A 25,276-nucleotide genomic window follows, 5' to 3' on the forward strand; every position below is an offset into this window, starting at 1 on the left:
CCCCCTATCCGAAATCGCCGGCAACGTAGTTATTCGTCAACTGTACCTTTGGCGAGGTGAAAATTCTTGACGTCTCATCATATTCAAGCACCCGGCCTAAGTTGAAGAATGCGGTGTAATCGCTAATTCGTGCCGCCTGCTGCATGTTATGGGTGACTATGATGATGGTATAGGACGCCTTCAACTTGAGTAACGTATTTTCCAACTGACTGGTTGATACCGGATCCAATGCACTAGCCGGTTCGTCCAGCAGTAAAATATCCGGCTTTACCGCCAGTGCCCGCGCGATACACAACCGCTGCTGTTGGCCTCCGGACAATGCAAGGGCGCTTTGATCGAGTTTATCCTTGACTTCTTCCCAAATGGCCGCCTGTTTAAGACTGGTCTCCACGATCTCGTCAAGCTGCTTCTTATCAGTCATGCCCCGACGTCGCAGCGCAAAAACAATATTTTCGTAGATTGATTTTGCAAACGGATTAGGTCGTTGAAACACCATTCCGATGCGTCGCCGCATTTCATAAACATCAATGTCGGGCTGGTTGACATCCACGCCGCGATAGAGAATCTGACCCGTGACCTTCGCCACATTGTCGTTCATCCGGTTCAGCGAACGCAGAAAAGTTGATTTTCCCGAACCACTGGGGCCGATAAGTGCCGTAATTTGATGTTCCAAAAACTGCAGGTCGCCCTCGTACAAAGCTTCATTGCCGCCATAATAAACGTGCATCCCCTTAGTTTCCAGCACAACGGGTGTTTCAGCGGTTGCTGCCGGTGCCACAATATTGCGGTCAAGCCACGCCGTATTATCGTTATGCTGATGTTGACTTGTTGGATTAATGAACAATTTAGGTTCCCCGCTTTCTGCAGTGTGAAATACGTTGCTAACAATACTCGGCTTTAATCAGCCGCAGTTAATTTTTTAAACAACCGTCGACCAATGTAACGCGCAGATAGGTTGAATAGAAGCACAGCAATGACAAGCACTGCTGATGCCCCCGATGAGACAGCTTTCGCATCCGGCATAATGCCCTCAGAATTAATTTTCCAAATATGGACCGCTAACGTTTCTGCCGGCCGCATCGGATTGAGCGGGCTGCTGATGTCAAACGGGTTCCAGTTTGCAAAGTCCAGTGCAGGAGCGCTTTGACCCGCTGTGTAAATCAAGGCAGCGGCTTCCCCAAAAATTCGGCCCGCGCTGAGAATAACCCCAGTCAAAATGCTTGGCAAAGCTGCTGGTAAAATGATATAAATCACCGTTTCCCAGCGTGAAAGGCCCAGCGCAAGCCCACCTTCTCGTTGTGTCTCCGGCACTGCTGCAAGTGCCTCTTCAATACTTCTCGTCAGCAACGGTAGGTTGAAGAAAGTCAGTGAAAACGCTCCGGACAGAATCGAAAATCCGAAACCAAACTGAACAACGAAGATCAAAAATCCGAACAACCCGACAACAACGGATGGTAATGAACTCAGAATTTCGATAGCTGTTCGAATCAGACTCGTGAGTGCGTTTTTGGGCGCGTATTCGTTCAGATAAATGCCAGCCCCCAACGCGATTGGAAACGAAATCAACAACGTTAATACTAATAGGTAAAAAGAGTTAAACAATTGAATGCCGATCCCGCCGCCAGCTGTAAAAGCCTTGGAGGGCGACGTAAGAAAATGCCAGCTGATATGCGGCAGACCGGTCACGATGATGTAACCCAATAAAGCGGCCAATATTAAAACAATCGTTCCAGCGGTACCATAAAGGACACCCGTGGCAATTTTGTTTGCGGTTTTCGGATTCATTTATGCATCGCTCCCTTCCGGCCTATCAAGCGGACAATGAGGTTGAAAATCAGTGACATTACCAGCAGTACCAGTGCCAACGACCAAAGTGCGTTGTTGTCCAGTGACCCCATGACCGTGTTGCCGATGCCCGTTGTTAGCACTGACGTCAGGGTCGAAGATGGTGACACTAAGCTACTTGGCATCAAAGCTGCATTACCGATCACCATTTGAACGGCGAGCGCTTCGCCGAACGCACGCGCCATCCCAAAAACAATGGCGGTTAGAAGGCCGGGTGTTGCAGCCCGCAGAATGACTTTGTAAATCGTCTGCCAGCGGGTCGCGCCTAAGGCTAAGGCAGCCTCGCGATAATATCTGGGAACCGTTTTTAAAGCGTCGACACTCATTGACGTGACCGTTGGCAAAATCATTACAAACAGGACAAAGGTTCCTGCCAATATCCCAAAACCGCTGCCCCCAAAGATCGTCCGAATAACTGGTACGACCACCGTAAGACCAATAAAGCCATAAACAACGGAGGGTATCCCAACTAATAGTTCAGTGACGGGTTGAAGGATCCGTGCCCCGCGTCTAGGTGAAATTTCCGTCATAAAGATGGCTGTTCCAATGGCAAACGGTGTGGCCAACAACGCTGACAGGAGTGTGACCACAAACGAGCCGGTGATCATTGGCAAGGCGCCGACCTCTGGCTGACCACTTTTATCTGTAATTGTCGGGTTCCAATTCTTGCCCGTTAAGAAATTCCAAAAATTCACGTGGTTATCAAAGAACGTTGCCAACCCCTTAGATGCCACGAAAATAATAATGGCAAAAACGGTCAGCGTAATCAAAGCCAGTGCCGAAAAACTGACAATTTTTCCGATGCGTTCCAGCCACGCGGCTTTTGACCGTTTTCGTAACTGTTCTGCTAACTGCTTATTCATGGCTTCCCTCTACTTTCCGCACATGTCCCTGAACAGTTCTTGTGACGTCCATTTGATCCATACTGATGTAGCCTAATTGGCGCACCAGCGTATGTTGTATTTTGCTGGATTGAACGTATTTAATAAATCGCCGAGTCAGTTGATTGGCATTTTTTTGAGTATACATGTGTTCATAAGACCAAACCGGCCATTTATTCGTTTCAACGTTCTTGTCGGTTGGGGCAACGTTGTTGATGTTCACCGCTTGCACCGTCTTATTGACGTAAGAGAACCCAACGTAGCTGATTGCGCCTGGAGTCGTGCCGACAATTTGCCGAACCATACCTGACGAATCCTGCTCCTGCGCAGGTTCACTTTGATGCCCGTTCAGCGCCCATTTTTCAAACGTGGCCCGCGTACCGCTTCCCTGTGCACGGTTGATGATCACGATTTTCTGATTGTGGCCGCCGACCTGTCGCCAGTTGGTGACTTTACCGGTAAAAATGGCAATCAGTTGTTTTGTTGTTAAATTTTTGATTCCATTTTCTTTATTGACGATTGGCGTGATACCGACTACGGCGACTTTGTGGTCCACCAGTTTAGCGGCATTGATCCCCTTTTGTTCCTCTGCATATACATCGGAGTTACCGATTTCAACGGCGCCTTCTTGGACCTGACTCAAACCAGTACCTGAACCGCCACCTTGAACGTTAATAAAACTTCCAAGCTGGGTACCGCTATAGTCTTCACCGGCCGCTTCCACCAGTGGTTGCAAAGCAGTTGATCCCACTGCAGTAATGGACATATCGGCTTTAGTGACCTGGCGATTCTGGTACCCAACAACGCCTAATACGATCAAAATGACAACCAGTAACCCTGCTAGCCACCGTTTTTTCATCTCCGCGACCTCCCGCTCTTTCTTTCATTCAAGATTAAGTATATCGGCACTTTGTAAATGTCTACTACATATCTATGTAAAGGTTGTGTAAAGATTTTTGAGAAGTAGTGAGCATACTATTGCTGAAAGCACTGTTATAGCGGTATTTTTGCCAATAAATTCCATTTTTGAATCCTTCATCTGCTAAAGAAATAAAACCAAATTCAGAAACTCTTTCGTAACCTGTGCTTTACCATCAAGCAAAACACTGCAAATTCGTCGCCAAAAAAATGCCACCATTGAGGCGCCTGAATCGGGGCTCAATGACAGCATGTAAAACGGTTATTTGCTTTAATTTTTTTATCTGGGTGATCCCAGTACGCAGTCACCATCGGCCACTATTTTGACCCATTATTCGGCATCTCAATGGTGAAGGTGCTCCCAACACCTCTTTGACTCTTCACACTGATCTGACCATTCATCGCAGCGACCAGCTCCGCTACGATGGCTAAGCCAAGTCCAGTACCGCTAACGACCTGCTTGGTTCTTGAATCATCCGCACGGTAGAAACGTTGGAAGATGCGGCTCTGGTCCTCTTGACTAATGCCGATCCCAGAATCCTTAACGTGGAGCTGCCAACTAGTGGCCGACTGCTCAAAAGTCACCACAACTTGGCCCGCATCCTGATTGTATTTAATCGCGTTGGACAACAAATTTTTTAGCACTTCGACCATTTTTTTCTGATCGGTTGTGACTTGACTGTCAGCGGGAACCTCATTGTGCAACGTCACTTGTTTAACGCCAGCAAGTTGCTGCAGGACCGCTAACTGGTCGTCAACTAAATCGGCCAGGTTGACTGAAGTTAAGTCGTGCTGGGTCACTGACTGAGATTCAATGCGCGATAATGACAAAATATCCTGAACCAATTCAGAAAGCTGCTGGCTTTCTTGTTGAATAATATTCAAAAATTGGTCCAGTGTTGCCGGATCATTTTTGGCACCTGCCAATAACGTTTCAGCAAACCCGTTAATGGCTGTCACGGGTGTCTTCAATTCATGCGATGCATTTGTTAAGAAATCCATTTGCATTTGTTCGACGGTCGAAATTTCCGTAATATCATACAGCAACACGAGAATCTGAAAGAAATCTTCACTAGTCGACGTGTAAACGACTGTGGCCTCCACCCGTTTCTCAGTGGGCATGCCCGGTAATGTAATGACCTGCCGGCGCGTAGTCTTATCTTCAAAAACTTTGTTGATCAACGCCACCAATTCAAATTGTTGAATGTCTTGGACAAACGGGTGACGATGGCTGCTGATTGGCGTTTGCAACAGTTCTGCCATTGCCGGGTTCGCCAATTCAACTTTTCGATAGTTATCGATCACCATGACACCAATCGGCAAGTAAGATAATAGGAGCTTCAATTCTTCGCCCTGTTGCGCTTTTGCCCGGAGTAACTTCTGCTGGTGCGTTTGTAACTGATTAATGGCCATCGTCAGCGCGTAGTACTCATCCGTTTTTTTCAATAAAATATGTGCCGGTTCTTCGTTTCGGAGCATCCCCTGAACCTTGCGCGTCATGGCGGTAATTTTTAGTTCTCGCACGTGCAATATCCGGACTGCACCAACCATTTCGATAAGGGCAATCACAAGGTTGATTGCTAATATTTGGCCCCACTCATGCCACGTTAAGTGTTCACGAAGGACCATACCGATAATGAACCAGCTGATAATCAAATCGCTGCCTAGAAAAATAGCATAGGCTGCTGAAATGCGCTTAATCATTGTTAGGTGCCTCTAACCGATAACCAAAACCACGCACCGTTTGGATATAGATGGGATTTTTCGGATCCGGTTCCAGCTTGTCCCGCAAGTGTGACATATGCACATCCACCATTCTAGTTTGCCCAGCGTAATCAAACCCCCAAACCCCTTCAAGCAGTTGATCACGTTTAAGTACTTGATGGGGCCGCTTTGCCAAGTACAGCAAGAGCTCATACTCTTTAGGGGTGAGTTGGATCCGTTCACCGCGGCGGCGAACGGTCACCTTGGATTGATCGATGACAATGTCACCAATTTTAATCATTTCAGAGGACAAATTGGCGGCTTGATCATCAGGCACATTTTGATAACGGCGCAGTACTGCCTTAAGCCTAGCAACGACCTCTCGGGGGCTGAACGGTTTCGTAATGTAATCATCGGCCCCAATTTCTAATCCAAAAACTTTATCAAATTCATCTGTCTTAGCCGTAATCATGATAATTGGCGTTGCAATCCGTTCCTGACGCAGTTTGCGAGTGACTTCAACGCCATCCATTCCTGGCAACATTAAGTCAAGCAGGATTGCATCAAAGGATTGACTGGTCGCCAGTGCCAAAGCATCGTTTCCGTTCGTCGCGGATTCAACGTCGTAGTTTGCTTGCGTCAAATTATAACTGAGCAACGTCACAATTGCCGGTTCATCATCAACAACTAAAATTTTCTGCATAAGGGCCCTCCTAGGCGAAATTCCTAAAAAATCAGTTTTTGAATCGACACTACATATCTATTCTAATAAGTCTTATCTCGAAAAACAACGATACCGATTTCATGTGGCGACCCAGCAAAAATAGCGGTTTCGGTAACTTTCAAATCCCCATTTGGCGTTTGCAGTCGCAGATGACAATACGTTGAATTACTTAACAGTGCTTCGTAAAATTCTGTTTCAGAGTTTACTGACTCGTGGTTGCATTCAATAATGATGTCACCTGTGTCAATTTCCATTTTAGCTGCTGGCGTCTCAGGTTTTATGCCAAGCACCCGCACACCCCGATCCACTTTAGAAAACCAGAAGGACTGGTGCCGGTCGTGCCACCGTGTCCAAACGATGAGCAGTAAATAAAACAGATAAAGACCGACGATTGCCGGTAAAAAGGCTGCTGGGTAAAAGTAAGTTAGAATCAGCATTAAAACGCCCAAACCGCTTAACATGAGCACCCATTTGGCCAACCGACCAATGGCAACGCGCTGCATCTGTTTAAAAATAGTCATCCGTAACCCTATCAGCAACGGTAAAAACAGAAAAGTCACTGACTGGTGATTGATAGTTAAGACCGGCCAAAACGCAAAGTGGCTGGTAAACCAGTTACCGGGTACTAGAACCAGCATCGGGACGACCAATAATTCATTAAAACGGTAACCCGCAATCAGTTTACCACGCCGTTGCGCGTAAATGCGCGGTGCCTCAAAGCGACCACCGATTCGGCGCAACCACAGGCCGCCAATGAACAGGCTCATGACCATCACTGCTAATAATCCAATCATCGGGGTACTTGCAGTGCGAATACCCGCATCTCGCAACGTGCCGCTAATTCCTGAAAAATGTTTGACCGGATCAAAGACTTGATAAATCAAAACCGCAAGTGTCATCACCGTGACCGGCACCCCCGCCGCCGGACCTATTAACACTGCAATTGCGCTCAAGACCACGTAACCCAAAGCCCAGCTCAGCGGAATCGTAATGCCTAAAACGACTGAAATAACAGACGCTAAAACACCGTAACTCAAACTGAGTAAAACAAAGTGCCGCACTTCAAACTTATCCTGATAAACTGCGCTCCCAAAAAACCGACGTTCAGCGGTAAGCCGCCGATCCGCCGTAAACCACTCCCGAATCAACCCAAGCCACCAAACGGGCTGGGCAACTAGGGTCAAGACTAGTAAAATTATCCTCATCACTGACCACACCTACATTTTATTTAAGTTATGTTATTGCCTATACCACATCATGATACCAGTAAATTGAGGGGGAACCAAGTGCAGAGTGTGGAAGGAAGCGTTTGGGGGGCGGAGTGTAAGAGCCTTTCGGCAGAAATTTCTGGGCTTGAAATTTGTGCCGGAAGGCTCTTACGCGGTAGTCCCCTGCTTCCTGGAACACGTTTCGACTATTGATATTAAGTGCGGGATAGCTGATGTTCTTGCTATGTTGAAATAGTCTGCAGAGTGTGGAAGGAGGCGTTTTGAGGGCGGAGCGCAAGGCAACTCTGGCAGAAAGCCCGGGTTCTGGCTTTGTGCCAGAGTTGCCTTGCGTGGTAGCCCTCAGCCTCCTGGAACACGTTTCGACTATTGATTTAAAAAGCGGGATAGTTGACGAATTAGCTTAAGTTCACGAGCCACGCAGAGTGTGGAAGGAGGCGTTTGGGGGCGGAGTGTAAGGGTCTTCCGGCAGAAATTTCCGGGCTTGAAATTTGTGCCGGAAGACCCTTACGCGGTAGCCCCCTGCTTCCTGGAACACGTTTCGACTATTGTTTTAAAAAGCGGGATAGTTGACGAATCTTCACAAGTTAAATTAGCAAAACCACTTCATCATTGAAATCTTGTAGAATACTTCGAGCAACCAACCAAACAATACCCACCAGAATGGATACAGATAAAAAACACTCCCGCAAAAACGTCTATCAGCGACGAAAATTGCGGGAGTGTTTTTCTGATTGGCTATTATTAAAGGCTAGTTTATTACACACATGTTTATATTTGTGGGTTGGTGCTCTTAAACCGAAAGCAGGTTTCCAAGCAGTGGCAGTGGTTAGGCTTGAGTTTCCCTACACCCCCAAACGCTTTCCTTAATGCTCTACCTCGGGTTATCCTTTTCCAACTGATACTGCAAATAAGCATTAATAAACGGATCCAGATCTCCATCCATCACAGCCTGTCCATTTCCAGTCTCATAGTTGGTTCGGTGATCCTTGACCATCGTATAGGGATGGAAGACGTATGACCGAATTTGTGAGCCCCAGCCAATGTCCATTTGGTCGCCTTCCAGCGCCGCTTTTTCCTTGGCTTTTTTCTCTTCTTCACGTTCGTACAACTTTGCCCGCAACATGCCCAATGCCGTTTGCCGGTTTTGGAGCTGCGACCGCTGGGCTTGGCTGGCCACCACGATGCCGGTAGGCAGGTGGGTGATTCGAACAGCGGAGGAGGTTTTGTTGACGTGTTGCCCGCCGGCTCCGCTAGCCCGATACACATCGACTTTTAAATCTGCCGGATTGATATCAATATTGACCGAGTCGTCAAGTTCCGGCAACACATCCACGGATGCAAATGACGTGTGCCGACGACCTGCCGAATCAAATGGTGAGATTCGTACCAGTCGATGAACGCCCTTTTCTGACCTCAAATACCCATAGGCATTATGACCGGAAATCAGCAACGTAACGCTGTTAATACCGGCAACGTCACCAGCTTGATAGTCCAGTGTCTCGACCTTGAATCCGTGTTGTTCGCCCCAGCGCGTATACATCCGCAACAGCATAGAACCCCAATCTTGAGATTCAGTGCCGCCTGCGCCCGGATGAATTTCCAGAATGGCATTGTTATGGTCGTATGGTCCGTTTAACAATAAGCCTAAACGATATTGCTGCTGATCGTGCTGCAACTTTTTAAAGCTCTCATCAAGCTCCGCCTTCATATCCGGATCTGGGGTGGCTTCATCTTCTAATAACTCAATGGCTACCTGGATGTTCTCCAGCTGATCCGTCAGATCATGGTACGCATCCACCTTGCTCTTAAGTTGATTATTTTCATCAATTAATTTTTGAGCAGCCGCTTGGTTGTCCCAGAAGCCGGGTTCGGCCATCTTTGATTCATTGATCGAGATACTCTCATTGAGGGCATCTAAGTCAAAGCGACCTCCCAAAGCCGGCAATCTCGTCTGCCATGGCTTTTAATTCGCGTTTAATGTCGCTGATTTCCATGTGTTGTCACTCCATTATTCAATAAAAGAGGTTGGCGGCCTTGTTCAACCTGCCCAACCCCTTCTTGTTTAGTCTGTCGTCTTATTCACGGGTAATATTTTGACGAATTTCTGACTTCATGAACAGCCGTGTACCATCATAATCGATGTCGGCAATCATTTCTTCAAACATCCGGTACCCATCTTGTTGGTATTCAACCAGTGGGTTCAATTGGCCATAACCACGCAGTCCAATTGAAGTACGTAATTGGTCCATGACATCAATATGATCGGTCCAGTGTGCGTCGACCACCCGTAAAATAACAACCTTTTCGAATTCCAGCATCTGTGCCGGATCGTAAAGTTGTTGCTTCTTTTCTTCGTAGACACCTTCAGCTAAGCTCATCAAGAACGCCTTGATCTCATCGGCCGTCTTACCCTTCAGATCATCTAACTTGATCTTATCAGGACTGACCAAAGCAGAAATGGCGAAATCGAGAACCGTGCTTAAGTCCCAATCCTTGTCTTCACCCTGTGTATGCAGGTTAACGACCCGGTCAATCGTCCGCTGGAACATTGGCATCATGACCCACTTCAAGGAATCCGTTTCGTCGATGACTTGCTGACGCTGGCCGTAAATAACTTCACGTTGTGCCCGCATTACGTCATCATACTGTAAAACGTTCTTCCGGGAATCATAGTTGTTCCCTTCAACACGTTTCTGCGCAGACTCAACCTGACGACTGATCATTCGGCTCTTGATAACTGCATCTTCGCCTTCCACGTTCATGTGTTCCAAGAACGCCTTGACCCGGTCAGTCCCAAAACGCCGCATCAGATCATCTTCAAGTGACAGGTAGAACTGGGTCAAACCAGGGTCACCTTGACGGCCGGAACGGCCACGAAGCTGGTTATCGATCCGTCGTGATTCATGTCGTTCAGTCCCCAAAACAACGAGACCGCCAAGCTCACGGACACCAGGTCCAAGCTTAATATCAGTCCCACGACCAGCCATGTTGGTGGCAATCGTAACGGCGCCGCGTTGGCCGGCGTTCATAATGATGTCGGCTTCTTTGGCGTGGTTCTTGGCGTTCAAAACAACGTGGTCGATACCCGCCTGATCAAGCTGGTCAGACAAATATTCAGACGTTTCAACGGCAACCGTCCCAATTAAGATGGGTTGACCCTTTTCGTTAAGCTCACGAATACGGTTAACAACAGCGTCGAATTTTGACTTCAACGTTGGGTACAGCACGTCAGGTTCGTCAATCCGCACAACGGGTTTGTTGGTTGGCACTGAAATAACTTCCATGTTGTAAATTTCCCGGAATTCTTCAATTTCTGTCCGAGCGGTCCCGGTCATCCCGGCAAGTTTTTGGTACATCCGGAACATATTTTGATACGTAATGTTCGCCATGGTCTTTGACTCTTCTTGAATGTCCACGCCTTCTTTGGCTTCAATAGCTTGGTGCAAGCCATCAGAATAACGACGGCCTTCCATCACCCGGCCAGTAAAGGAATCAACAATTTTAACTTCGCCATCATCAACCACGTAATCCTTATCACGCAACATGATAAAGTTGGCACGCAACGCCTGATCCATGTGGTGGGTCAGGGCAGTGTTGTCCGTGTCGTACAGGTTATCCAAGTTGAAGTATTTTTCAGCCTTCTCGATACCTTGTTCAGTCAGCGCAACACTCTTTGATTCCAAGTCGATCTTGAAATCGTCATCTTCATGAAGGGTCTTTGCAAACCGGTCAGTTCGAATGTAGAGCTGTGAAGTACCTTCTGATTGGCCAGAAATGATCAGCGGTGTCCGGGCCTCATCGATCAGAATGGAGTCCACTTCGTCGACAATGGCAAAGTTTAATGGTCGTTGAACCATATCTTCCTTATAGACGACCATGTTATCACGCAGGTAATCAAACCCAATTTCTGAGTTGGTTGAATAGGTGATGTCACAATTATAGGCGTCCCGCTTTTCTTCGGGTGACATTTCAGTCAGGTTCAGCCCAACTGTCAGACCTAACCATTTGTAGAGTTCACCCATTTCAGTGGCATCACGTGAAGATAGGTATTCGTTAACCGTAACAACGTGAACGCCTTTACCGGAAATGGCATTCAGGTAAACGGGCATGGTTGCGGTTAAGGTCTTTCCTTCACCAGTCTTCATTTCGGCAATGTTACCTTCATGAAGAACGATTCCACCCATGACTTGCACGTGGAATGGATAGAGGCCTAATACCCGCTTAGCGCCTTCACGAGCAACGGCGAAAGCTTCTGGTAATAAGTCATCCAACGTTTCGCCATCTTGATAGCGTTGTTGGAATTCAGGGGTTTTTGCTTGTAGATCTTCGTCAGAAAGTGCTGCGTACTCTTCAGCATGGTCATTGACTTGGTCAGCCCATTTGCTGATTCGCCGAAGTTCGCGCTTATCACTTTCGACCCATTTTTTTAAAACGTTAGGCATATTAAGTTCCTTCCAAAATTAATCTCGTTTTTAACTTATGTTGTGCTGAATTTGAGTTTTATTGCATACTAGCAATAAGTTTAACATTTATAGCCCAGATTGAAAACTCATCTGGATTAGTTTGTAAGATAAATTTAATGTCAATGAGTGAAAGAAAGCGCTTAGCATACGACGTTTGGGGCATCTTCGCAGACTCATACTTGGCCCCATTTTGTCACCCCAAATTTTCTCTTTGGCTGTAACGTCCACCCCGTCACAAGTCACCGGCGAGTTCTATGCCGTTTGGGCTGAACGGTGATACCAAGCCATGACGCTGCGTGCAAACGGCTGGGCAATAAATCCCTCAACAATAAACGCAATCGTGAAATTTCGTGGCCATTTCGCAAAAAAATGAACGATTGGCGACACTGTTATCGCGCCGGTTCCAATCCAAGTACCCACGATGGTCAACACCAGTGACATCAAAAAGACGTTGCATAGTGCGGTGATCAGCATGGTGGCCTTAAACCCATCATTGCGTTCGAGCAACAAACCAGCAAGTCGTTGGGCCGGTCGTTGGGTCACCACCACTAAAACAATCACACAGAGCCACAAAAGCGGCAGCTGACGTAAAACCATCAGCCAGTGTGCAAGTGAAAACCCAACCTCGAGACCGGTAATGACCGGCGCAATCAGATTGACCGAAATCAGAGAAATGATGCCCATAAATAAAACTGTTTCTTTGCCAGTTTGCGGCAAACGTTGTGTGTAACTCAAATAACTCATCCTTTCATTTGGCGGCAAAAAAATCAGCGCGAGGACAATAAAGTCCCCGCGCTGATCAGTTATACGCACGTTGTTGTTTTAAGATATCATATAATTGGTTAGAAAATCAAACAAAAAAATTTGCTATTGGTATCATGGATACAAGCTTGCATACAGCGAACATCTGTCGTTGATACCGGGTTTCACGCGCTAAAAAAACACCCAGAACAAATGTCCTGAGTGTTTTTCGTTAACAATTATTCATTATCGGCTTCAATCAAGCCGTAGCGCCCGTCGTTACGACGGTAAACAATGTTGACGCCATCGGTCTCAGCGTCTTCATAGATAAAGAAGTCGTGCCCAAGCATGTCCATTTGCAGAATGGCTTCTTCGTTATCCATTGGCTTCAAAGAGACCCGCTTCGTCCGAACAACTTCTAACTTGGATTCTTCATCCTTGTTATCAGTGTCGGCTGCTTCACTTGGTGTAAACTCAAAGTTCTTAAAGCCCTTTTCACGAGATTTGCGGTTCACCTTGGTCTTGTACTTGCGAATCTGACGCTCAAGTTTGTCGGTGACCAAATCAATGCTAGCATACAGATCTGGTGAAGTTTCTTCGGCTCTCAGCGTTAAATAAGGTAGTGGAATTGTAACTTCCACCTTCGAATCTTTATTTTGATAAACCTTTAAATTAACGTGAGCAGTCGAATCAACGCTTTGCTCAAAATACTTTTCGAGTTTACTGATCCGTTTTTGAACGTAGTCGCGAATGGATTGTGTAACCTCGATGTTTTCTCCACGAATATTGAATGTGAGCATAGAACTTCTCTCCCTTCCACACAAACAAAAGCTAATTTAAGCAAGTATGTTAACTCAGCTTAATGTTGTTTTGTTATATTTATTATAAATGAAAACGCTACAATTAACAATGAATTGCATAAAAGTTTATCCGTGGGCAAGGGTCAATCCATGGACCTCGAGGCTACCTGCTTGACGTAAGATATCGGCTGCAAACCTTATTGTAGTACCGGTTGTGTAGATATCATCGACCACCAAAACACGCTTGCCAACACATATATTTTTTTGCTCATCTTTTAATTTAAACGGCTGAGGCGTCACCAAACGATCCGCTCGTTGCTTACTTGACTGGGGCGTTTGCTTTATTTCGGCAACCGTTGTCAGCATATCACGCCAAGACACACCTTCGAGAAATCCCGCAACTTGGTTGAAACCACGTGTACGTAATGTATCTGGGTGCACAGGAATGGGAACGACCAAGTCTGGTTCAAGTGTTTTAACAGCATCGATGAACGCGGACTGAAAAACCCGCCGTAACCGATAATCACCGCGAAATTTATACTGAACCATGAAGGCTTGCATGACCTCATCGTACGCAAAGAGCGCCCGATTGACAAAACCGTCAGTTCTCCCCCACCGCCGGCAGTCCGAACATTGCGTTGTGCCCGACTGTTGCCGACCGCATTCTGGGCAGCAATGTGTTTGTTGAATCGGGGTAAATTTTTGCCAGCATCGCTGACAGGTTTCCGATTTCTGTAACGGACAAAAGGATAACAGCACTCGTAAATCAATCACTGGCATCAGTTGGCTGCCGCAAAGGAGACAACTCGTCATATTTGCCCCACCTCCGTCAGTAACTTCCGCGCTTTTCTGTTAACAAAGTCGATTTGCTGTTGAGCATGGCGAATCGTGGCCGTTTTTGCGGAAACGTAAAATTGGACCAACCCCTTTGGTGCCTCGGCGCTCCGTCCGACCCGACCAGCGATCTGCACCAGCGCAGCCGTCGAAAACACCCGATTATCGGCGCCGATTACAAGCACGTCAATGTCTGGAAAAGTCACCCCGCGTTCTAGAATCGTAGTTGTCAGCAAAAAATTGATCTGCCCGTCTCGCATCCGCTGCACCTTTTCATGCCGATCCGGATCAGCAGAATAGACAGTGGTCGCCCGCTGTCCTTCAAACTGTGCTTCAATAGCCTTCGCAATCGGGTCCAGATCACTGATGTGCGGGACAAATATCAAGAAACGCCGGTGACGGACAAATTCCTGCTTTAGTTGCCGCATCACCGCGTTTGGCAAATGGTGCTTGGCCAATTTCTGACGCCATTGTCCCACTGATGTGACGCGAATAGTAGGCAGCAGATGACCATGGTAACGCATCGGCAAGTAACTGACTGCTAACTCATGTCGTTTCACCTGACGCAGCAATTGTCGACTGGGAGTGGCGGTTAAATACAGAGCAGCACCGGTTAGCTTTTTGGCTTGTTCAACTGCAAAATGCAATCCTGGGTCTGCTGCAAACGGAAAGGCATCCACTTCATCGATCACTAAAACATCGAAAGCATGGTAAAATCGTAGTAGCTGGTGTGTTGTACAGATGGTCAGTTGGCAGTAGCGGTACTCATCCGGCATGTCGCCGTACAACACGATTTGATCAGTTTCTAAGAAAGCTTGTTTTAACCGTGGCGCTAACTCCAAACAAACGTCGACTCGCGGCGAGGCAATCGCAACGCGCAACCCGTTAGCGATTGCCCATGCGATGCCCTCAAACAGCATTTCTGTCTTACCCGCACCGGTTACCGCCCACATGAGATGGTCCTTTTGCGCCTTGAACTGGGCAACAATCTGCCGACTGCACTTAGCTTGTGACGCTGTCAGCTGTCCCTTCCACGTGAGCGGCGCGCCATTTTGCGGGAATAAATTTGGTTCCGGCAGCGTACAAAGCTGTTCAGTTGACCGCATCCGACCCAATTGGATGCATGCCGCACAGTAGCAGCTGCCATCTGGCAATAGCGTTTCCCGGCGCTCAATCAGCTGACCACAGCGCTGGCACTTAAATTGTTTGCCGACGTTAATGACTGCAGGCCGCCGCTCAAGCTGGGGCAAAGTGCACATCTTCGGGTGCAGATCCGGTTCTGGCAGTTGTCTGCCGTATAGCTGCTCAATATCTTGAATTAACATAAGTTCCTCCTTGATACCAATAACTATGAAAAAAAGAGGTTTTGTTTCATGAGTTCAGATTATTTAACGATTAAAGCTTCTGGCCAACATGAAATTGAAATAAAAAAATCACAATTTATTTGCAGTCTTGAACGCGTTACCAGCAAAGAAGCTGCGGATGCGTTCATTCAAACCGTTCGGGATGACAATCCAAAAGCCAATCACAACTGTTTTGCGTATATGATCGGACAAAAAGATGAAATTCAACGTGAAAGTGATGATGGCGAGCCTTCAGGAACAGCGGGCGTGCCCATCCTAGAGGTTCTTAAAATGATGCACCTGCACGATGTCTGTGCTGTTGTGACCCGCTACTTTGGCGGCACCAAGCTTGGCGCAGGCGGCCTGATTCGGGCATACAGCAACGCAACATCCAGGGCAATCGAACAAGTCGGGCTCGTAAAAAAAGTGATGCAGCGTGACCTAACAGTGACGGTCTCCTATGCTAATTTTGATAAACTTTCTTACTTTTTGACGCAGCAAGACTTACCGACAGCTAGTACCGAATACGGAACAGATGTCACCGTCCACATTGCCATCAACCTTGACCAGCTTGAAACGGTTCAAGCGGCGATCACCAATCGTTTGGCCGGTCAGGTTCTTATTGAACTGGGTGATATGCGGTATAATGAGGTGGCCGTCCCCGTGTATCGGGACGGCCATTAGTGCGGCAGAATAAAACCATATTCGAGAAGAAATTGTCATGTTCATCGTATAAACTATTAAACTATCCCGTTTAGACGTTGGGAAATCCAGAACCAAATTAACGCACCCACTGAAAATTGAATCGCAATTTTCAGTGGGTGCGTTACGCTTTTACGCCACGTTCTGTTGATTATTCTTACCGGTGTTGTGTTAGCGCACGCACGAAAATATATCGTTTTAAATGACAGAGTCCCCTTTCATTTCTGGAACAAGGAATGTCCTTTAAAGCGTTCAAAAAGAGCACGTCACCTATTCCTCATCATGAGGGGCGTGGCGTGCTCTTAGTGCGAATTTTTAGAAGTCGTATTTTTAACCATTTTATTGATCCAGTTCAGCAGCGGCTGACGGTTTTTACCCACCAAGCCAATTGCTTCAACAAACAACTCCAAGCCAACCAGACTGGCAATTGTCAGCAGGATGGCACCCCACATTGGGGAAATGGGGTACAGTAATGAAATGAACGCGAAAATGAGCGCGATACCGTATATGACCATCACCGTTTGCCGGTGAGTCAAGCCTAACTGCATCAGCCGATGATGCAAGTGATGCTTATCAGCATGCGAAATCGGCTGTCGATTCAACATCCGTCGCAGGATGGCATACACCGTATCCGTAATTGGGACACCCAAAATGATAACTGGAATGATGACTGAAATAAATGTGACATTTTTCAAGCCGTAGAGTGAAAACACTGAAATCATAAAACCAATGAATAGTGATCCCGTATCGCCTAAATAAATCCGTGCCGGAAAGAAGTTATATGGCAGAAAACCAACCATCGCGAACACGAGGGCAAAGATACTGATGCTGACAAATGTATTGGCAACATTTAAAAAGAAGAACCCAGTAATACCCATTGTCGACAGCGCAATGATGCCGACCCCGGTTGCCAACCCATCAAGTCCATCAATCAGGTTGACGGCGTTGGTAATGGCTAGAATCCAGATCCAAGTGACGGGTAAGCTTAACCAGCCAAGTGAAACATTACCCAAAAAAGGTAACGTAACGTGTGCCATTTTTACGCCGGCCACAAAATAAACCTCTAAAGCAGCAATTGAAATGCCTAGCACTTTTTGCCGTGGTTTCAATTCAAAAATATCATCAATGATCCCCGTCAAAATAATGATACATTCGCCACCGAAGACCCCCCACAGTTGTTTAGTAGGAATCTGTTGGCGCAATAAAAACACGGTTGCAAAAGTGTACGCCAGGAAGATGGCTAAGCCCCCCATTGTCGGCATGGGTACCTTGTTGACTCGGCGGGCGTTAGGTTTATCCACCGCCCCGACCCGAAATGCCAGTTTACGAATGAACGGTGTCAAAATGGCAGCAAAAATCATCGTTGCCATCAAACTGACAATAATCTCGAACTTCATAGCGTCTTCCTTTCTGTGAAATACTGTCTCCTATTATACAAATCGCTTTCAGTAAAGACAATCTTCCAGTCAATAAATCTTATTTTTGTTAATTATGTTTTGAGCAAACATGTTGATATAGCAACCTTTTTCACAATTGAAATTAGTATCTTTGTTAACTGTTTATCACTATCCCCTTGCCTTTTTAACGAAAACTTATTATAATTTACCTGTGAAGTGAAAACGCTTTGCAAGTTTGTGAAAAGTGTTTTATATATTTTTGAAAGGAGTGTTTTTCCATGGCAAGCAATCAACAAAGTGCCAAGACAACGGAGGCTGAGCACGAACCAGCACCGATCTTACAACAAATGGCGATTTTCGCCTGCGTTCTGTTTGTGTCATCATTAATTTCACCATTATTCCCGGCATCGTTCCCTGTTCCAACACCGGTTATTGGTTTGGTTCTCATGTACGTTTTATTGGCATCACACGCGATTAAGCTTTACCAAGTTGAAAAGATGGCTGATTTCTTAATTAGTTTAATCGCCTTCTTATTCGTCCCATCTGGGGTGCAAATGGCTAATTCCCTTAACGTCTTCACCGACGACGGTGCTTTGACTGGGGTTATGTTGATCGTTGTTATTGTTTTAGCAACCATCATCTTGTTAGTCGTTATCGCTTACACTACTGCATGCTTTATGTGGATCAGCCGGAAGGTCTTCCACAAGAGTACTGATGTTCAGTAGTTTTTCGATAGCTCTCAATATAGAAAGGATTGAGTTAAATGACTTGGGTTAACTTTTTCGGTAATGCCTTAGACCCGAAAGTCGGTGGGATTGCTTTCTTCGGTATCTTCCTATCGCTCGTTGTCTTCTTAATTGGGCAATGGTTGTTCAAAATTACTAATGGTTTCTTCTTATGCCAACCTTTGTTCGTTGGTATGGTACTTGGTATTTTTATTCTGTGGCTGTTATCAAAGTGGTTCGGCGTTTCACTGCCAACCTTCTATCAAGCAGCTTACAAACCAGGTGGTGACATCCTGTTCTGGTTCTTGAACCCTGCCACCATTGCGTTTGCCATTCCGCTTTATCGTCGGAACGATGTTTTCAAGAAGTTCTGGCTTGAAATTGTGCTATCATTAATCGTCGGGATGGTTATTTCATTGGTCGTTATCTACTTCGTTGCCAAGGCTGCTGGTCTGAACAACGCAATGATTTCATCAATGTTGCCACAAGCTGCTACTACCGCCGTCGCAATGCCTATTTCCGCCGCTGTTGGTGGGAACTCAGCCGTTACCGCGATGGCATGTATCTTAAACGCCGTCTTGATCTACGCCTTAGCTGACGTTTTGATCAAGGTCTTCCGTTTGAACAGCGACCCTGTTGGTGCTGGTTTAGGTTTAGGGACTGCCGGACATACCGTTGGTTCTGCCAAAGCCGTTCAATTAGGTTCTGTCCAAGGTGCCATGGCTTCTATCGCGGTTGTTGTTATTTCAATCGTTGTTGATATCGTGGTTCCACCATTTGCATCAATGATGCACCTGTTCTAAAAACGCATTTATTTGAACGTCATATTAGCCTCGGACTTCGGTTCGGGGCTTTTTTATGTTCCCCTATTTATGTATGTTTCCCGCTGTCCTGATCCTGTTTCAGGATACCGAGACTACCTTAAATGGAGCATAAAAATGCGTTACGCCCACTTCATTGACTTATCAGATTGGTCAGCCCAACGATTCTCCCGGTGGTCGTACACGGCCGTAATCAGCCTTTTAAGTATTAGGTTGTTGATACTGACAACTAGGGCCTTGTGCAAGGAACTGGTTGACCTGTCTCATCTCAATATGGCTAGAATCAACCACACTTGTCTCAACCGATCGGCTCGTCTTACAATCACCGCTTTCAAACTATGTGATGGTAACGCGTTCCATTCATTTTCTCAGTGTATTCCCCATTAAACGCTGCAGACACACCGCACTCCTGTTTAACCCACTGACCGTGTTAAATTAGTTGACTCCCCAATTCAGTCCATAAAAAAGCTCTGGATCAGCTGATCCAGAGCTTTTTTGCCAAACAACTATCGTTTCAGGTGATAACTATAGGTAGAAACAATAATATTTTGACGTGTATTTAAAGCACCACGCAGACGCAGTGCGGTTTGGTTATGCAAAACATTTTGCCATGGGTGACGCGGCACGAACTGCGGGACGAGAACCGTTGTCGTAAAGTTTCGCTCAGCGGCCCGTTTTGCGATCACATCACAGAACCGCATGGTCGGTGTGACAATGGACCGGTAAGAAGAATGAATGTCCACAAAACGAACGTCTGGGAACTTCACCTTAAACTCCTGAGCCGTTTTATGTTCCTTACGCGGATTTTCATCGAAGGAAACGTGCATGGCAATCACGTAGTCGCCGACTGACCGCGCGTAATCGATCGCGTTGGCGGTCACTTTCGTCACGTTGCTGACAAGGACGATCACAGTTGCCCCATCATAGTGGTGATTTTCAGGAGTAAATTTCTCGCTGACTCGAAGCTGATGCGCCACGTTATCGTAATGCAAGTGGATCCGGTAGAACATGTAGTAGAGTAATGGCATCACGATCAGGTAAGGCCATACGTTGCCGAAATGCAGGAAGAACAGACAAACAACCAGAGAGGCTGAGATAAAGGCCCCAAGGAAGTTGATCATGGCCTTGACCTGCCAAACACCCTCACGAACGCGGAACCAGTGCTTGATCATCCCTGATTGTGAGAGGGTAAACGGCACAAACACCCCGATGGCATACAGCGGAATCAGCAAACTCGTTTTCCCATTAAAGATAATAATCAAAACGATGGCACCGACCGCCAATGAAATAATCCCATTCGAATAGCCCAAACGGTCGCCACGATCTAAGTAAGCATGCGGCAGGAACTTATCCTTTGCAAGATTGTATGCAAGAATCGGAAAGGCAGAGAACCCGGTATTGGCAGCCACCGCTAAAATCAGGGCGGTAGACAGTTGAATCAAGTAATAGATCAACCCGTGTCCGAACACCGTCTGTGCGATTTGCGATAGCACGGTGTTGTCAGCCACCGGCCGAATTCCTGTGTAGTAACTTAAGTAGGTAATACCGGCAAAGAAGAAGGCCAAGATGGTCGCCATAATGGCCAAAGTGGCGGAAGCATTGTGACTCTTTGGCTTCTTGAAGTTTGGTACCGCATTACTAATGGCTTCGACACCGGTCAAAGAAGATGACCCGGATGAGAATGCCCGCAGGAACAAAACAACAGACATGCCGCTAACGGACGTTGTCAGCCCCGCCGAAGCATGGTATGCAATCTGCCCAGTGGCAATCCGGAACAGACCCCAGACGACCATGCCAATGATCATAACGATAAAGAAGTAAACTGGGAACGTGAGGAAGGAAGCAGAATCCCGCATCCCTCGCAAATTAATGGCCATGATACCCAACACAATAATAATGGCAACAATGACTTGATAATGACTCAAAGCCGGTATCGCAGCAATTATGGCATCAACACCAGAGGTGACAGATACCGCCACGGTCAGCATGTAATCAACAAGCAGCGACCCGCCGGCCACCAAGCCAGCCGAAGTCCCCCAGTTAGTTGACGCAACCACGTAAGCCCCACCACCAGATGGATATGCGTGAATGATCTGTTGGTAAGACAGTGTGATAGCAAACAGTAAAACCAGCACTAACAGTGCAACCCACATTTGATACATTAAGGCTGCAGCGGATAATGTGATCAGAACTGTCGTAATTTGTTCGGTCCCATAAGCCACTGATGAAAGTGCGTCAGAAGAAAGTAATGCAAGAGCTTTGAACTTCGTCAAAGCCTGACCGCCTTCATCTGTGGTCTTTAACGGTTTCCCAATTATCAACCGTTTCAAATAACGCCACATTTTCTTTACTCCTTTTCCGACTAATAAGAGCTATCAACTACAAAGAAGCATAACTGATAGCTTTTTTAATCCCCAATATTCGATATCTATTATTTCTGCACGAATAATAATCACGCAAAATCATTAGGTATTGTACACCATTCCACCATTAATTACTATTTATTTTAAAAAGAATGGGAACCATATGAGAATTTGTCAAAGATAATAACACTAAAGCCCGCTATATCGGCATTTTGAGTAAGATGCTCATACGCAAATTTTACCACTATCCAGTCCTAAAAGGGCAAGAAACCGGCTTCATGTCTGCTTCTTTTTGGTTATCTTTCAAAAAAAAGAGACGCGGTTTTAAATTTATCAAACATCCGCCTTCAACTTAACAAAACTGACGGGTAGCTTCAAGTCTTTCAAGGGCTTTACCGAAAAAAAGCCTCTACGGGACCGTTAGTTTATTGACGGTACCGTAGAGGCTTCCTAGTGCATTTTATTGTGTTAAATTAAAGTAAGTGAATATTTGCCGCGTCACACTGGTCCAACATAGACTGTGGCCAAACACTGGCTTGAACTTCGCCAACGTGTGCCTTGCCTAATAGCAGCATGCACAGCCGTGATTGACCAATACCGCCGCCAATGGTGTATGGCAGTTCACCAGCGAGCAGTTTTTTATGGAATGGCAGGTTGACGCGGTCTTCAGCGTCAGCTGCTTTCAGTTGAGCCTTCATTGCTGTCTCATCCACCCGGATACCCATACTTGAAATTTCAAGCGAACAGTTCAACGGTTCATACCAGAACAGAATATCTCCGTTTAACTTCCAGTCATCGTAGTCAGGTGCCCGGCCATCATGGCGTTTGCCAGACTTCATCGGGCCGCCGATCTGCATCAAAAAGACTGCCCCGTCTTCTTTACAGATGGCGTCCTCGCGCTCCTTAGGGGTCTTATCAGGCCAGCGGTCTTCCAGCTCCTGTGTCGTGACAAATTTAATGTCATCAGGCAGGTGATGAACCGCCTTTGGGTACTTATACCAAACCTCGTCTTCCATGTGCTTAATGACCTTAAAAATGCGTCGCACAGTGGTCTTCAACGTATCCGTATTGCGTTCTTCTTTAGCAATGATTTTTTCCCAGTCCCACTGGTCCACGTAGATCGAATGGAAATTATCCAGATCTTCGTCCTTCCGAATGGCGTTCATATTGGTATATAGGCCTTCGTGCATCTTAAAACCGTAACGGTGTAATGCCATCCGCTTCCACTTTGCGAGTGAATGCACGATTTCCATCGTTTCACCCGGCACGTCCTTCATCTTAAACGAAACCGGTGATTCAACACCGTTCAAGTTGTCGTTTAGTCCGGTTGATTTTTCAACCATCATTGGCGCGGACATCCGTTGCAGACCCATTTCTTTTCCAAATTCATCCTGGAATGTTTCACGAATGTAACGAATAGCAGCTTCAGTATCTTTAACAGATAATTTCGGATCATAATCCTTTGGGACAATCAAATGCATAACAAAAAACTCCTTTGAAATTTTGTACGACACTGGGAAACGAAAAAAGCCTTCCGTCCCCAGCTAAAGGGACGAAAGACTTTTCGCGGTACCACCCAGTTTGTCTATTTTAAATAGACCACCTTACGACGCACAATCATGCGCCTCCGGACAATAACGGGCCGGTCACGTCTACGCCTACTTTGGCAACGCCATTTGGGGTAGCAATCTCAGAAAGTGTTATTCAGTTTTTTCGATACCTCATCGGTTTTCCACTAACCCCGATTCACTGTCAGGTCGAAAAGACTTACTTATCCTTCTGTTTTTTCGTCTGTTTCGTATGTGTCTCTACTGTATCATGTAAATGAGAGTTTGAAAAGAGCTAAATTTACACCGAGATGTCACATTATGTTTTCGATAACGCTATCAATTGCCAATTCATACGGAAAGTATCATGCTTGGCAGTACCTCAGAATTCTCTCACAAACAACTTCCAAAATCCCCTCATCTCATTATTCACTGAAATTTCGGCTGAAGTTATTTGGCGCCTAAGAAACGCCAACCATGGTCTGAGTATACAAAAAACGCTGCGAAGTTGTAATCAACTCGCAGCGTTCTAAAGTCAATTTAATTTAGGATGAGACAAGATTACATCATGCCGCCCATGCCTGGTTGGGCTGGTGCTGCAGGTGCAGCTGAATCATCTTTTGGTTCGTCAGCAACAACGGCTTCAGTTGTCAACAGCAATGCTGATACTGATGAAGCGTTTTGTAAGGCTGAACGAGTAACCTTGGTTGGGTCAACGATTCCGGCCTTAACCATGTCTTCGAACTTGTTTGTAGCGGCGTTGTAACCAACACCGGCTTCCAAGCCCTTCAGGTGTTCAACGATAACAGAGCCTTCAACGCCGGCATTTTCAGCGATTTGACGCACAGGTTCTTCCAAAGCACGACGGACAATGGCAACACCAGTCGCTTCGTCACCTTCGGCTTCAACCTTATCGATATCACCGATCACGTTGATGAATGCAGTACCACCACCAGCAACGAAGCCTTCTTCAACGGCTGCGCGAGTCGCGTTCAAGGCATCTTCGATCCGGTACTTACGTTCCTTCAGTTCGGTTTCAGTTGCAGCACCGACACGAACCACAGCAACACCGCCGGCCAACTTAGCCAAACGTTCCTTTAACTTGTCACGGTCAAAGTCTGAAGTAGTGGCATCGATCTGAGTCTTAATTTCGGCAACACGTTCCTCGATTTGTTCCTTGGAACCAGCGCCTTCAACGATCGTACTGTTGTCCTTAGTGACGTTAACCTTGTTAGCTTGACCTAATTGATCAATGGTAGCGTCCTTCAGGTTCAAGCCAAGGTCGTCGGTGATTACAGTACCACCGGTCAATACAGCGATATCTTGTAATTGCGCCTTACGACGGTCACCAAAGCCAGGTGCCTTAACAGCAACCACGTTGAACGTCCCACGCATCTTGTTCAAAACAAGGGTAGGCAGTGCTTCACCAGTGATGTCATCAGCGATGATCAACAGTGAACGGCTTTGTTCAACAACGGATTGCAGCAATGGCAAGATATCTTGAATGTTTGAGATCTTCTTGACAGTGATCAGGATGTATGGGTTATCAAGGTTAGCTTCCATCTTATCGTTGTCAGTAACCATGTATTGTGACATGTAACCACGATCAAATTGCATCCCTTCAACAACGTCAAGGCTGGTTTCAACACCACGTGATTCTTCAATGGTGATAACACCATCGTTACCAACTTTTTCCATGGCGTCAGCAATCAGCTTACCAGTATCTTCACTTGCTGAAGAAATGGCAGCGATTTGGGCGATATCGTCCTTAGTAGCAACCTTGTGGCTCATCTTGTGCAATGCTTCAACAGCAGCATTAGTAGCCTTTTCGATCCCGCGACGAATACCAACAGGGTTGGCACCGGCAGTAACGTTCTTCATACCTTCGTTAACGATTGCTTGGGTCAAAACGGTAGCAGTAGTTGTACCGTCACCAGCAATGTCGTTCGTCTTTGAAGCAACTTCGGCAACTAACTTAGCACCCAAGTTTTCAAAGTGATCGGACAATTCAATTGCTTTAGCAATCGTCACACCATCGTTAGTGATGGTTGGGTTGCCGTATGATTGTTCCAAAACAACGTTACGACCCTTAGGACCAATGGTGGTCTTAACAGTATCTGCCAATTTATCTACACCGCGAAGCATTGCGCCACGGGCGTCTTCAGAGAACTTTAACTCTTTAGCCATAATTAATTTTTCACCTCATATGATTAATTGTTAATTTTTGTTTGGTGTCTGC

General features: G+C 46.4%; 20 protein-coding genes and 1 other annotated feature. Of the genes, 3 read left to right on the plus strand and 17 right to left on the minus strand.

The window, feature by feature from the left end; genetic code table 11:
• Positions 1-4: 4 nt before the first annotated feature.
• From pstB to FC82_RS09100, 13 genes are all read right to left on the minus strand, one after another.
• On the minus strand, positions 5-781 hold the full coding sequence (gene pstB, locus FC82_RS09040; protein ID WP_054761196.1) for a phosphate ABC transporter ATP-binding protein PstB: 777 nt from the start codon (positions 779-781) through the stop codon (positions 5-7).
• 116 nt (positions 782-897) lie between these two features.
• Positions 898-1,785 (minus strand): phosphate ABC transporter permease PstA, encoded by an 888-nt coding sequence (gene pstA / locus FC82_RS09045; protein WP_056996808.1) that lies wholly within the window; start codon positions 1,783-1,785, stop codon positions 898-900.
• The gene (gene pstC / locus FC82_RS09050; RefSeq protein WP_054761133.1) at positions 1,782-2,708 is read right to left on the minus strand and encodes a phosphate ABC transporter permease subunit PstC; all 927 of its coding nucleotides are present in this window, start codon (positions 2,706-2,708) and stop codon (positions 1,782-1,784) included. The genes pstA and pstC overlap by 4 nt, the downstream gene beginning before the upstream one ends.
• Positions 2,701-3,585, minus strand: coding sequence for a phosphate ABC transporter substrate-binding protein PstS family protein (locus FC82_RS09055; protein ID WP_056996809.1), 885 nt, complete (start codon positions 3,583-3,585; stop codon positions 2,701-2,703). The genes pstC and FC82_RS09055 overlap by 8 nt, the downstream gene beginning before the upstream one ends.
• Positions 3,586-3,962: 377 nt before the next feature.
• Positions 3,963-5,348, minus strand: coding sequence for a two-component system histidine kinase PnpS (pnpS, locus tag FC82_RS09060; protein WP_056996810.1), 1,386 nt, complete (start codon positions 5,346-5,348; stop codon positions 3,963-3,965).
• Entirely contained in the window at positions 5,341-6,051 is a 711-nt protein-coding gene (locus FC82_RS09065; RefSeq protein WP_054761129.1) for a response regulator transcription factor, read from the minus strand. The genes pnpS and FC82_RS09065 overlap by 8 nt, the downstream gene beginning before the upstream one ends.
• A gap of 62 nt (positions 6,052-6,113) precedes the next feature.
• Positions 6,114-7,277, minus strand: a complete 1,164-nt coding sequence (locus tag FC82_RS09070; protein ID WP_065101458.1) for a PDZ domain-containing protein — start codon at positions 7,275-7,277, stop codon at positions 6,114-6,116.
• A gap of 895 nt (positions 7,278-8,172) precedes the next feature.
• A protein-coding gene (gene prfB / locus FC82_RS09075; RefSeq protein ID WP_169790576.1) for a peptide chain release factor 2 occupies positions 8,173-9,295 on the minus strand; the annotation gives its coding sequence in 2 pieces (ribosomal slippage) (positions 8,173-9,222 and positions 9,224-9,295; 1,122 coding nt in all).
• 81 nt (positions 9,296-9,376) lie between these two features.
• The gene (gene secA / locus FC82_RS09080) at positions 9,377-11,743 is read right to left on the minus strand and encodes a preprotein translocase subunit SecA (RefSeq protein ID WP_056996813.1); all 2,367 of its coding nucleotides are present in this window, start codon (positions 11,741-11,743) and stop codon (positions 9,377-9,379) included.
• A gap of 273 nt (positions 11,744-12,016) precedes the next feature.
• Positions 12,017-12,499 carry a DUF2798 domain-containing protein gene (locus tag FC82_RS09085; RefSeq protein ID WP_056996814.1) on the minus strand — a complete coding sequence of 161 codons (483 nt, stop codon included), beginning with the start codon at positions 12,497-12,499 and terminating at the stop codon, positions 12,017-12,019.
• 245 nt (positions 12,500-12,744) lie between these two features.
• Positions 12,745-13,305: a ribosome hibernation-promoting factor, HPF/YfiA family gene (gene hpf / locus FC82_RS09090; protein WP_054760102.1), complete on the minus strand. Its 561-nt coding sequence runs from the start codon at positions 13,303-13,305 to the stop codon at positions 12,745-12,747.
• 126 nt (positions 13,306-13,431) lie between these two features.
• Positions 13,432-14,118 carry a ComF family protein gene (locus FC82_RS16510; protein ID WP_054760100.1) on the minus strand — a complete coding sequence of 229 codons (687 nt, stop codon included), beginning with the start codon at positions 14,116-14,118 and terminating at the stop codon, positions 13,432-13,434.
• Positions 14,115-15,464 (minus strand): ATP-dependent helicase ComFA, encoded by a 1,350-nt coding sequence (locus FC82_RS09100; RefSeq protein WP_056996816.1) that lies wholly within the window; start codon positions 15,462-15,464, stop codon positions 14,115-14,117. The genes FC82_RS16510 and FC82_RS09100 overlap by 4 nt, the downstream gene beginning before the upstream one ends.
• 48 nt (positions 15,465-15,512) lie before the next feature.
• Here FC82_RS09100 and FC82_RS09105 point away from each other — a divergent pair, with 48 nt between their 5' ends.
• On the plus strand, positions 15,513-16,166 hold the full coding sequence (locus FC82_RS09105; protein WP_056996817.1) for a YigZ family protein: 654 nt from the start codon (positions 15,513-15,515) through the stop codon (positions 16,164-16,166).
• Positions 16,167-16,486: 320 nt separating this feature from the next.
• Here FC82_RS09105 and FC82_RS09110 read toward each other — a convergent pair whose 3' ends face one another.
• Complete coding sequence (locus tag FC82_RS09110; protein ID WP_056996818.1) at positions 16,487-17,581, minus strand: glycosyltransferase family 4 protein; 1,095 nt, start codon at positions 17,579-17,581, stop codon at positions 16,487-16,489.
• A gap of 278 nt (positions 17,582-17,859) precedes the next feature.
• Between FC82_RS09110 and FC82_RS09115 the strand changes: the two genes are divergently transcribed.
• Together FC82_RS09115 and lrgB are read left to right on the plus strand one after the other, a co-directional pair.
• Positions 17,860-18,306 carry a CidA/LrgA family protein gene (locus FC82_RS09115; RefSeq protein ID WP_054760098.1) on the plus strand — a complete coding sequence of 149 codons (447 nt, stop codon included), beginning with the start codon at positions 17,860-17,862 and terminating at the stop codon, positions 18,304-18,306.
• 38 nt (positions 18,307-18,344) lie between these two features.
• A complete protein-coding gene (gene lrgB / locus FC82_RS09120; protein WP_054760096.1) occupies positions 18,345-19,109 on the plus strand; it encodes an antiholin-like protein LrgB in 765 nt (254 codons plus the stop codon).
• A gap of 524 nt (positions 19,110-19,633) precedes the next feature.
• Here the strand turns inward: lrgB and FC82_RS09125 are convergent.
• The 3 genes from FC82_RS09125 to groL all read right to left on the minus strand — a co-directional run bounded on the left by FC82_RS09125 (position 19,634) and on the right by groL (position 25,224).
• Positions 19,634-21,469, minus strand: a complete 1,836-nt coding sequence (locus FC82_RS09125; RefSeq protein WP_054760094.1) for an APC family permease — start codon at positions 21,467-21,469, stop codon at positions 19,634-19,636.
• A 494-nt stretch (positions 21,470-21,963) separates the two neighbouring features.
• Positions 21,964-22,971 carry an aspartate--ammonia ligase gene (gene asnA, locus FC82_RS09130; protein ID WP_056996819.1) on the minus strand — a complete coding sequence of 336 codons (1,008 nt, stop codon included), beginning with the start codon at positions 22,969-22,971 and terminating at the stop codon, positions 21,964-21,966.
• 64 nt (positions 22,972-23,035) lie between these two features.
• Positions 23,036-23,277 (minus strand) — a binding site (T-box leader).
• A gap of 321 nt (positions 23,278-23,598) precedes the next feature.
• Positions 23,599-25,224: a chaperonin GroEL gene (groL, locus tag FC82_RS09135; RefSeq protein WP_056996820.1), complete on the minus strand. Its 1,626-nt coding sequence runs from the start codon at positions 25,222-25,224 to the stop codon at positions 23,599-23,601.
• Positions 25,225-25,276: the final 52 nt, after the last annotated feature.

Source organism: Secundilactobacillus collinoides DSM 20515 = JCM 1123, from assembly GCF_001435975.1.
In the GTDB taxonomy this organism is placed as follows: domain Bacteria; phylum Bacillota; class Bacilli; order Lactobacillales; family Lactobacillaceae; genus Secundilactobacillus; species Secundilactobacillus collinoides.

Excerpts from the sequence above, each read along its gene's own strand:
- pstA (WP_056996808.1), bottom strand. The coding sequence starts at position 1,785 with ATGAATCCGAAAACCGCAAACAAAATTGCCACGGGTGTCCTTTATGGT.
- pstC (WP_054761133.1), bottom strand. The coding sequence starts at position 2,708 with ATGAATAAGCAGTTAGCAGAACAGTTACGAAAACGGTCAAAAGCCGCG.
- FC82_RS09055 (WP_056996809.1), bottom strand. The coding sequence starts at position 3,585 with ATGAAAAAACGGTGGCTAGCAGGGTTACTGGTTGTCATTTTGATCGTA.
- pnpS (WP_056996810.1), bottom strand. The coding sequence starts at position 5,348 with ATGATTAAGCGCATTTCAGCAGCCTATGCTATTTTTCTAGGCAGCGAT.
- FC82_RS09065 (WP_054761129.1), bottom strand. The coding sequence starts at position 6,051 with ATGCAGAAAATTTTAGTTGTTGATGATGAACCGGCAATTGTGACGTTG.
- FC82_RS09070 (WP_065101458.1), bottom strand. The coding sequence starts at position 7,277 with ATGAGGATAATTTTACTAGTCTTGACCCTAGTTGCCCAGCCCGTTTGG.
- secA (WP_056996813.1), bottom strand. The coding sequence starts at position 11,743 with ATGCCTAACGTTTTAAAAAAATGGGTCGAAAGTGATAAGCGCGAACTT.
- hpf (WP_054760102.1), bottom strand. The coding sequence starts at position 13,305 with ATGCTCACATTCAATATTCGTGGAGAAAACATCGAGGTTACACAATCC.
- FC82_RS16510 (WP_054760100.1), bottom strand. The coding sequence starts at position 14,118 with ATGACGAGTTGTCTCCTTTGCGGCAGCCAACTGATGCCAGTGATTGAT.
- FC82_RS09100 (WP_056996816.1), bottom strand. The coding sequence starts at position 15,464 with ATGTTAATTCAAGATATTGAGCAGCTATACGGCAGACAACTGCCAGAA.
- FC82_RS09105 (WP_056996817.1), top strand. The coding sequence starts at position 15,513 with ATGAGTTCAGATTATTTAACGATTAAAGCTTCTGGCCAACATGAAATT.
- FC82_RS09110 (WP_056996818.1), bottom strand. The coding sequence starts at position 17,581 with ATGAAGTTCGAGATTATTGTCAGTTTGATGGCAACGATGATTTTTGCT.
- FC82_RS09115 (WP_054760098.1), top strand. The coding sequence starts at position 17,860 with ATGGCAAGCAATCAACAAAGTGCCAAGACAACGGAGGCTGAGCACGAA.
- lrgB (WP_054760096.1), top strand. The coding sequence starts at position 18,345 with ATGACTTGGGTTAACTTTTTCGGTAATGCCTTAGACCCGAAAGTCGGT.
- FC82_RS09125 (WP_054760094.1), bottom strand. The coding sequence starts at position 21,469 with ATGTGGCGTTATTTGAAACGGTTGATAATTGGGAAACCGTTAAAGACC.
- asnA (WP_056996819.1), bottom strand. The coding sequence starts at position 22,971 with ATGCATTTGATTGTCCCAAAGGATTATGATCCGAAATTATCTGTTAAA.
- groL (WP_056996820.1), bottom strand. The coding sequence starts at position 25,224 with ATGGCTAAAGAGTTAAAGTTCTCTGAAGACGCCCGTGGCGCAATGCTT.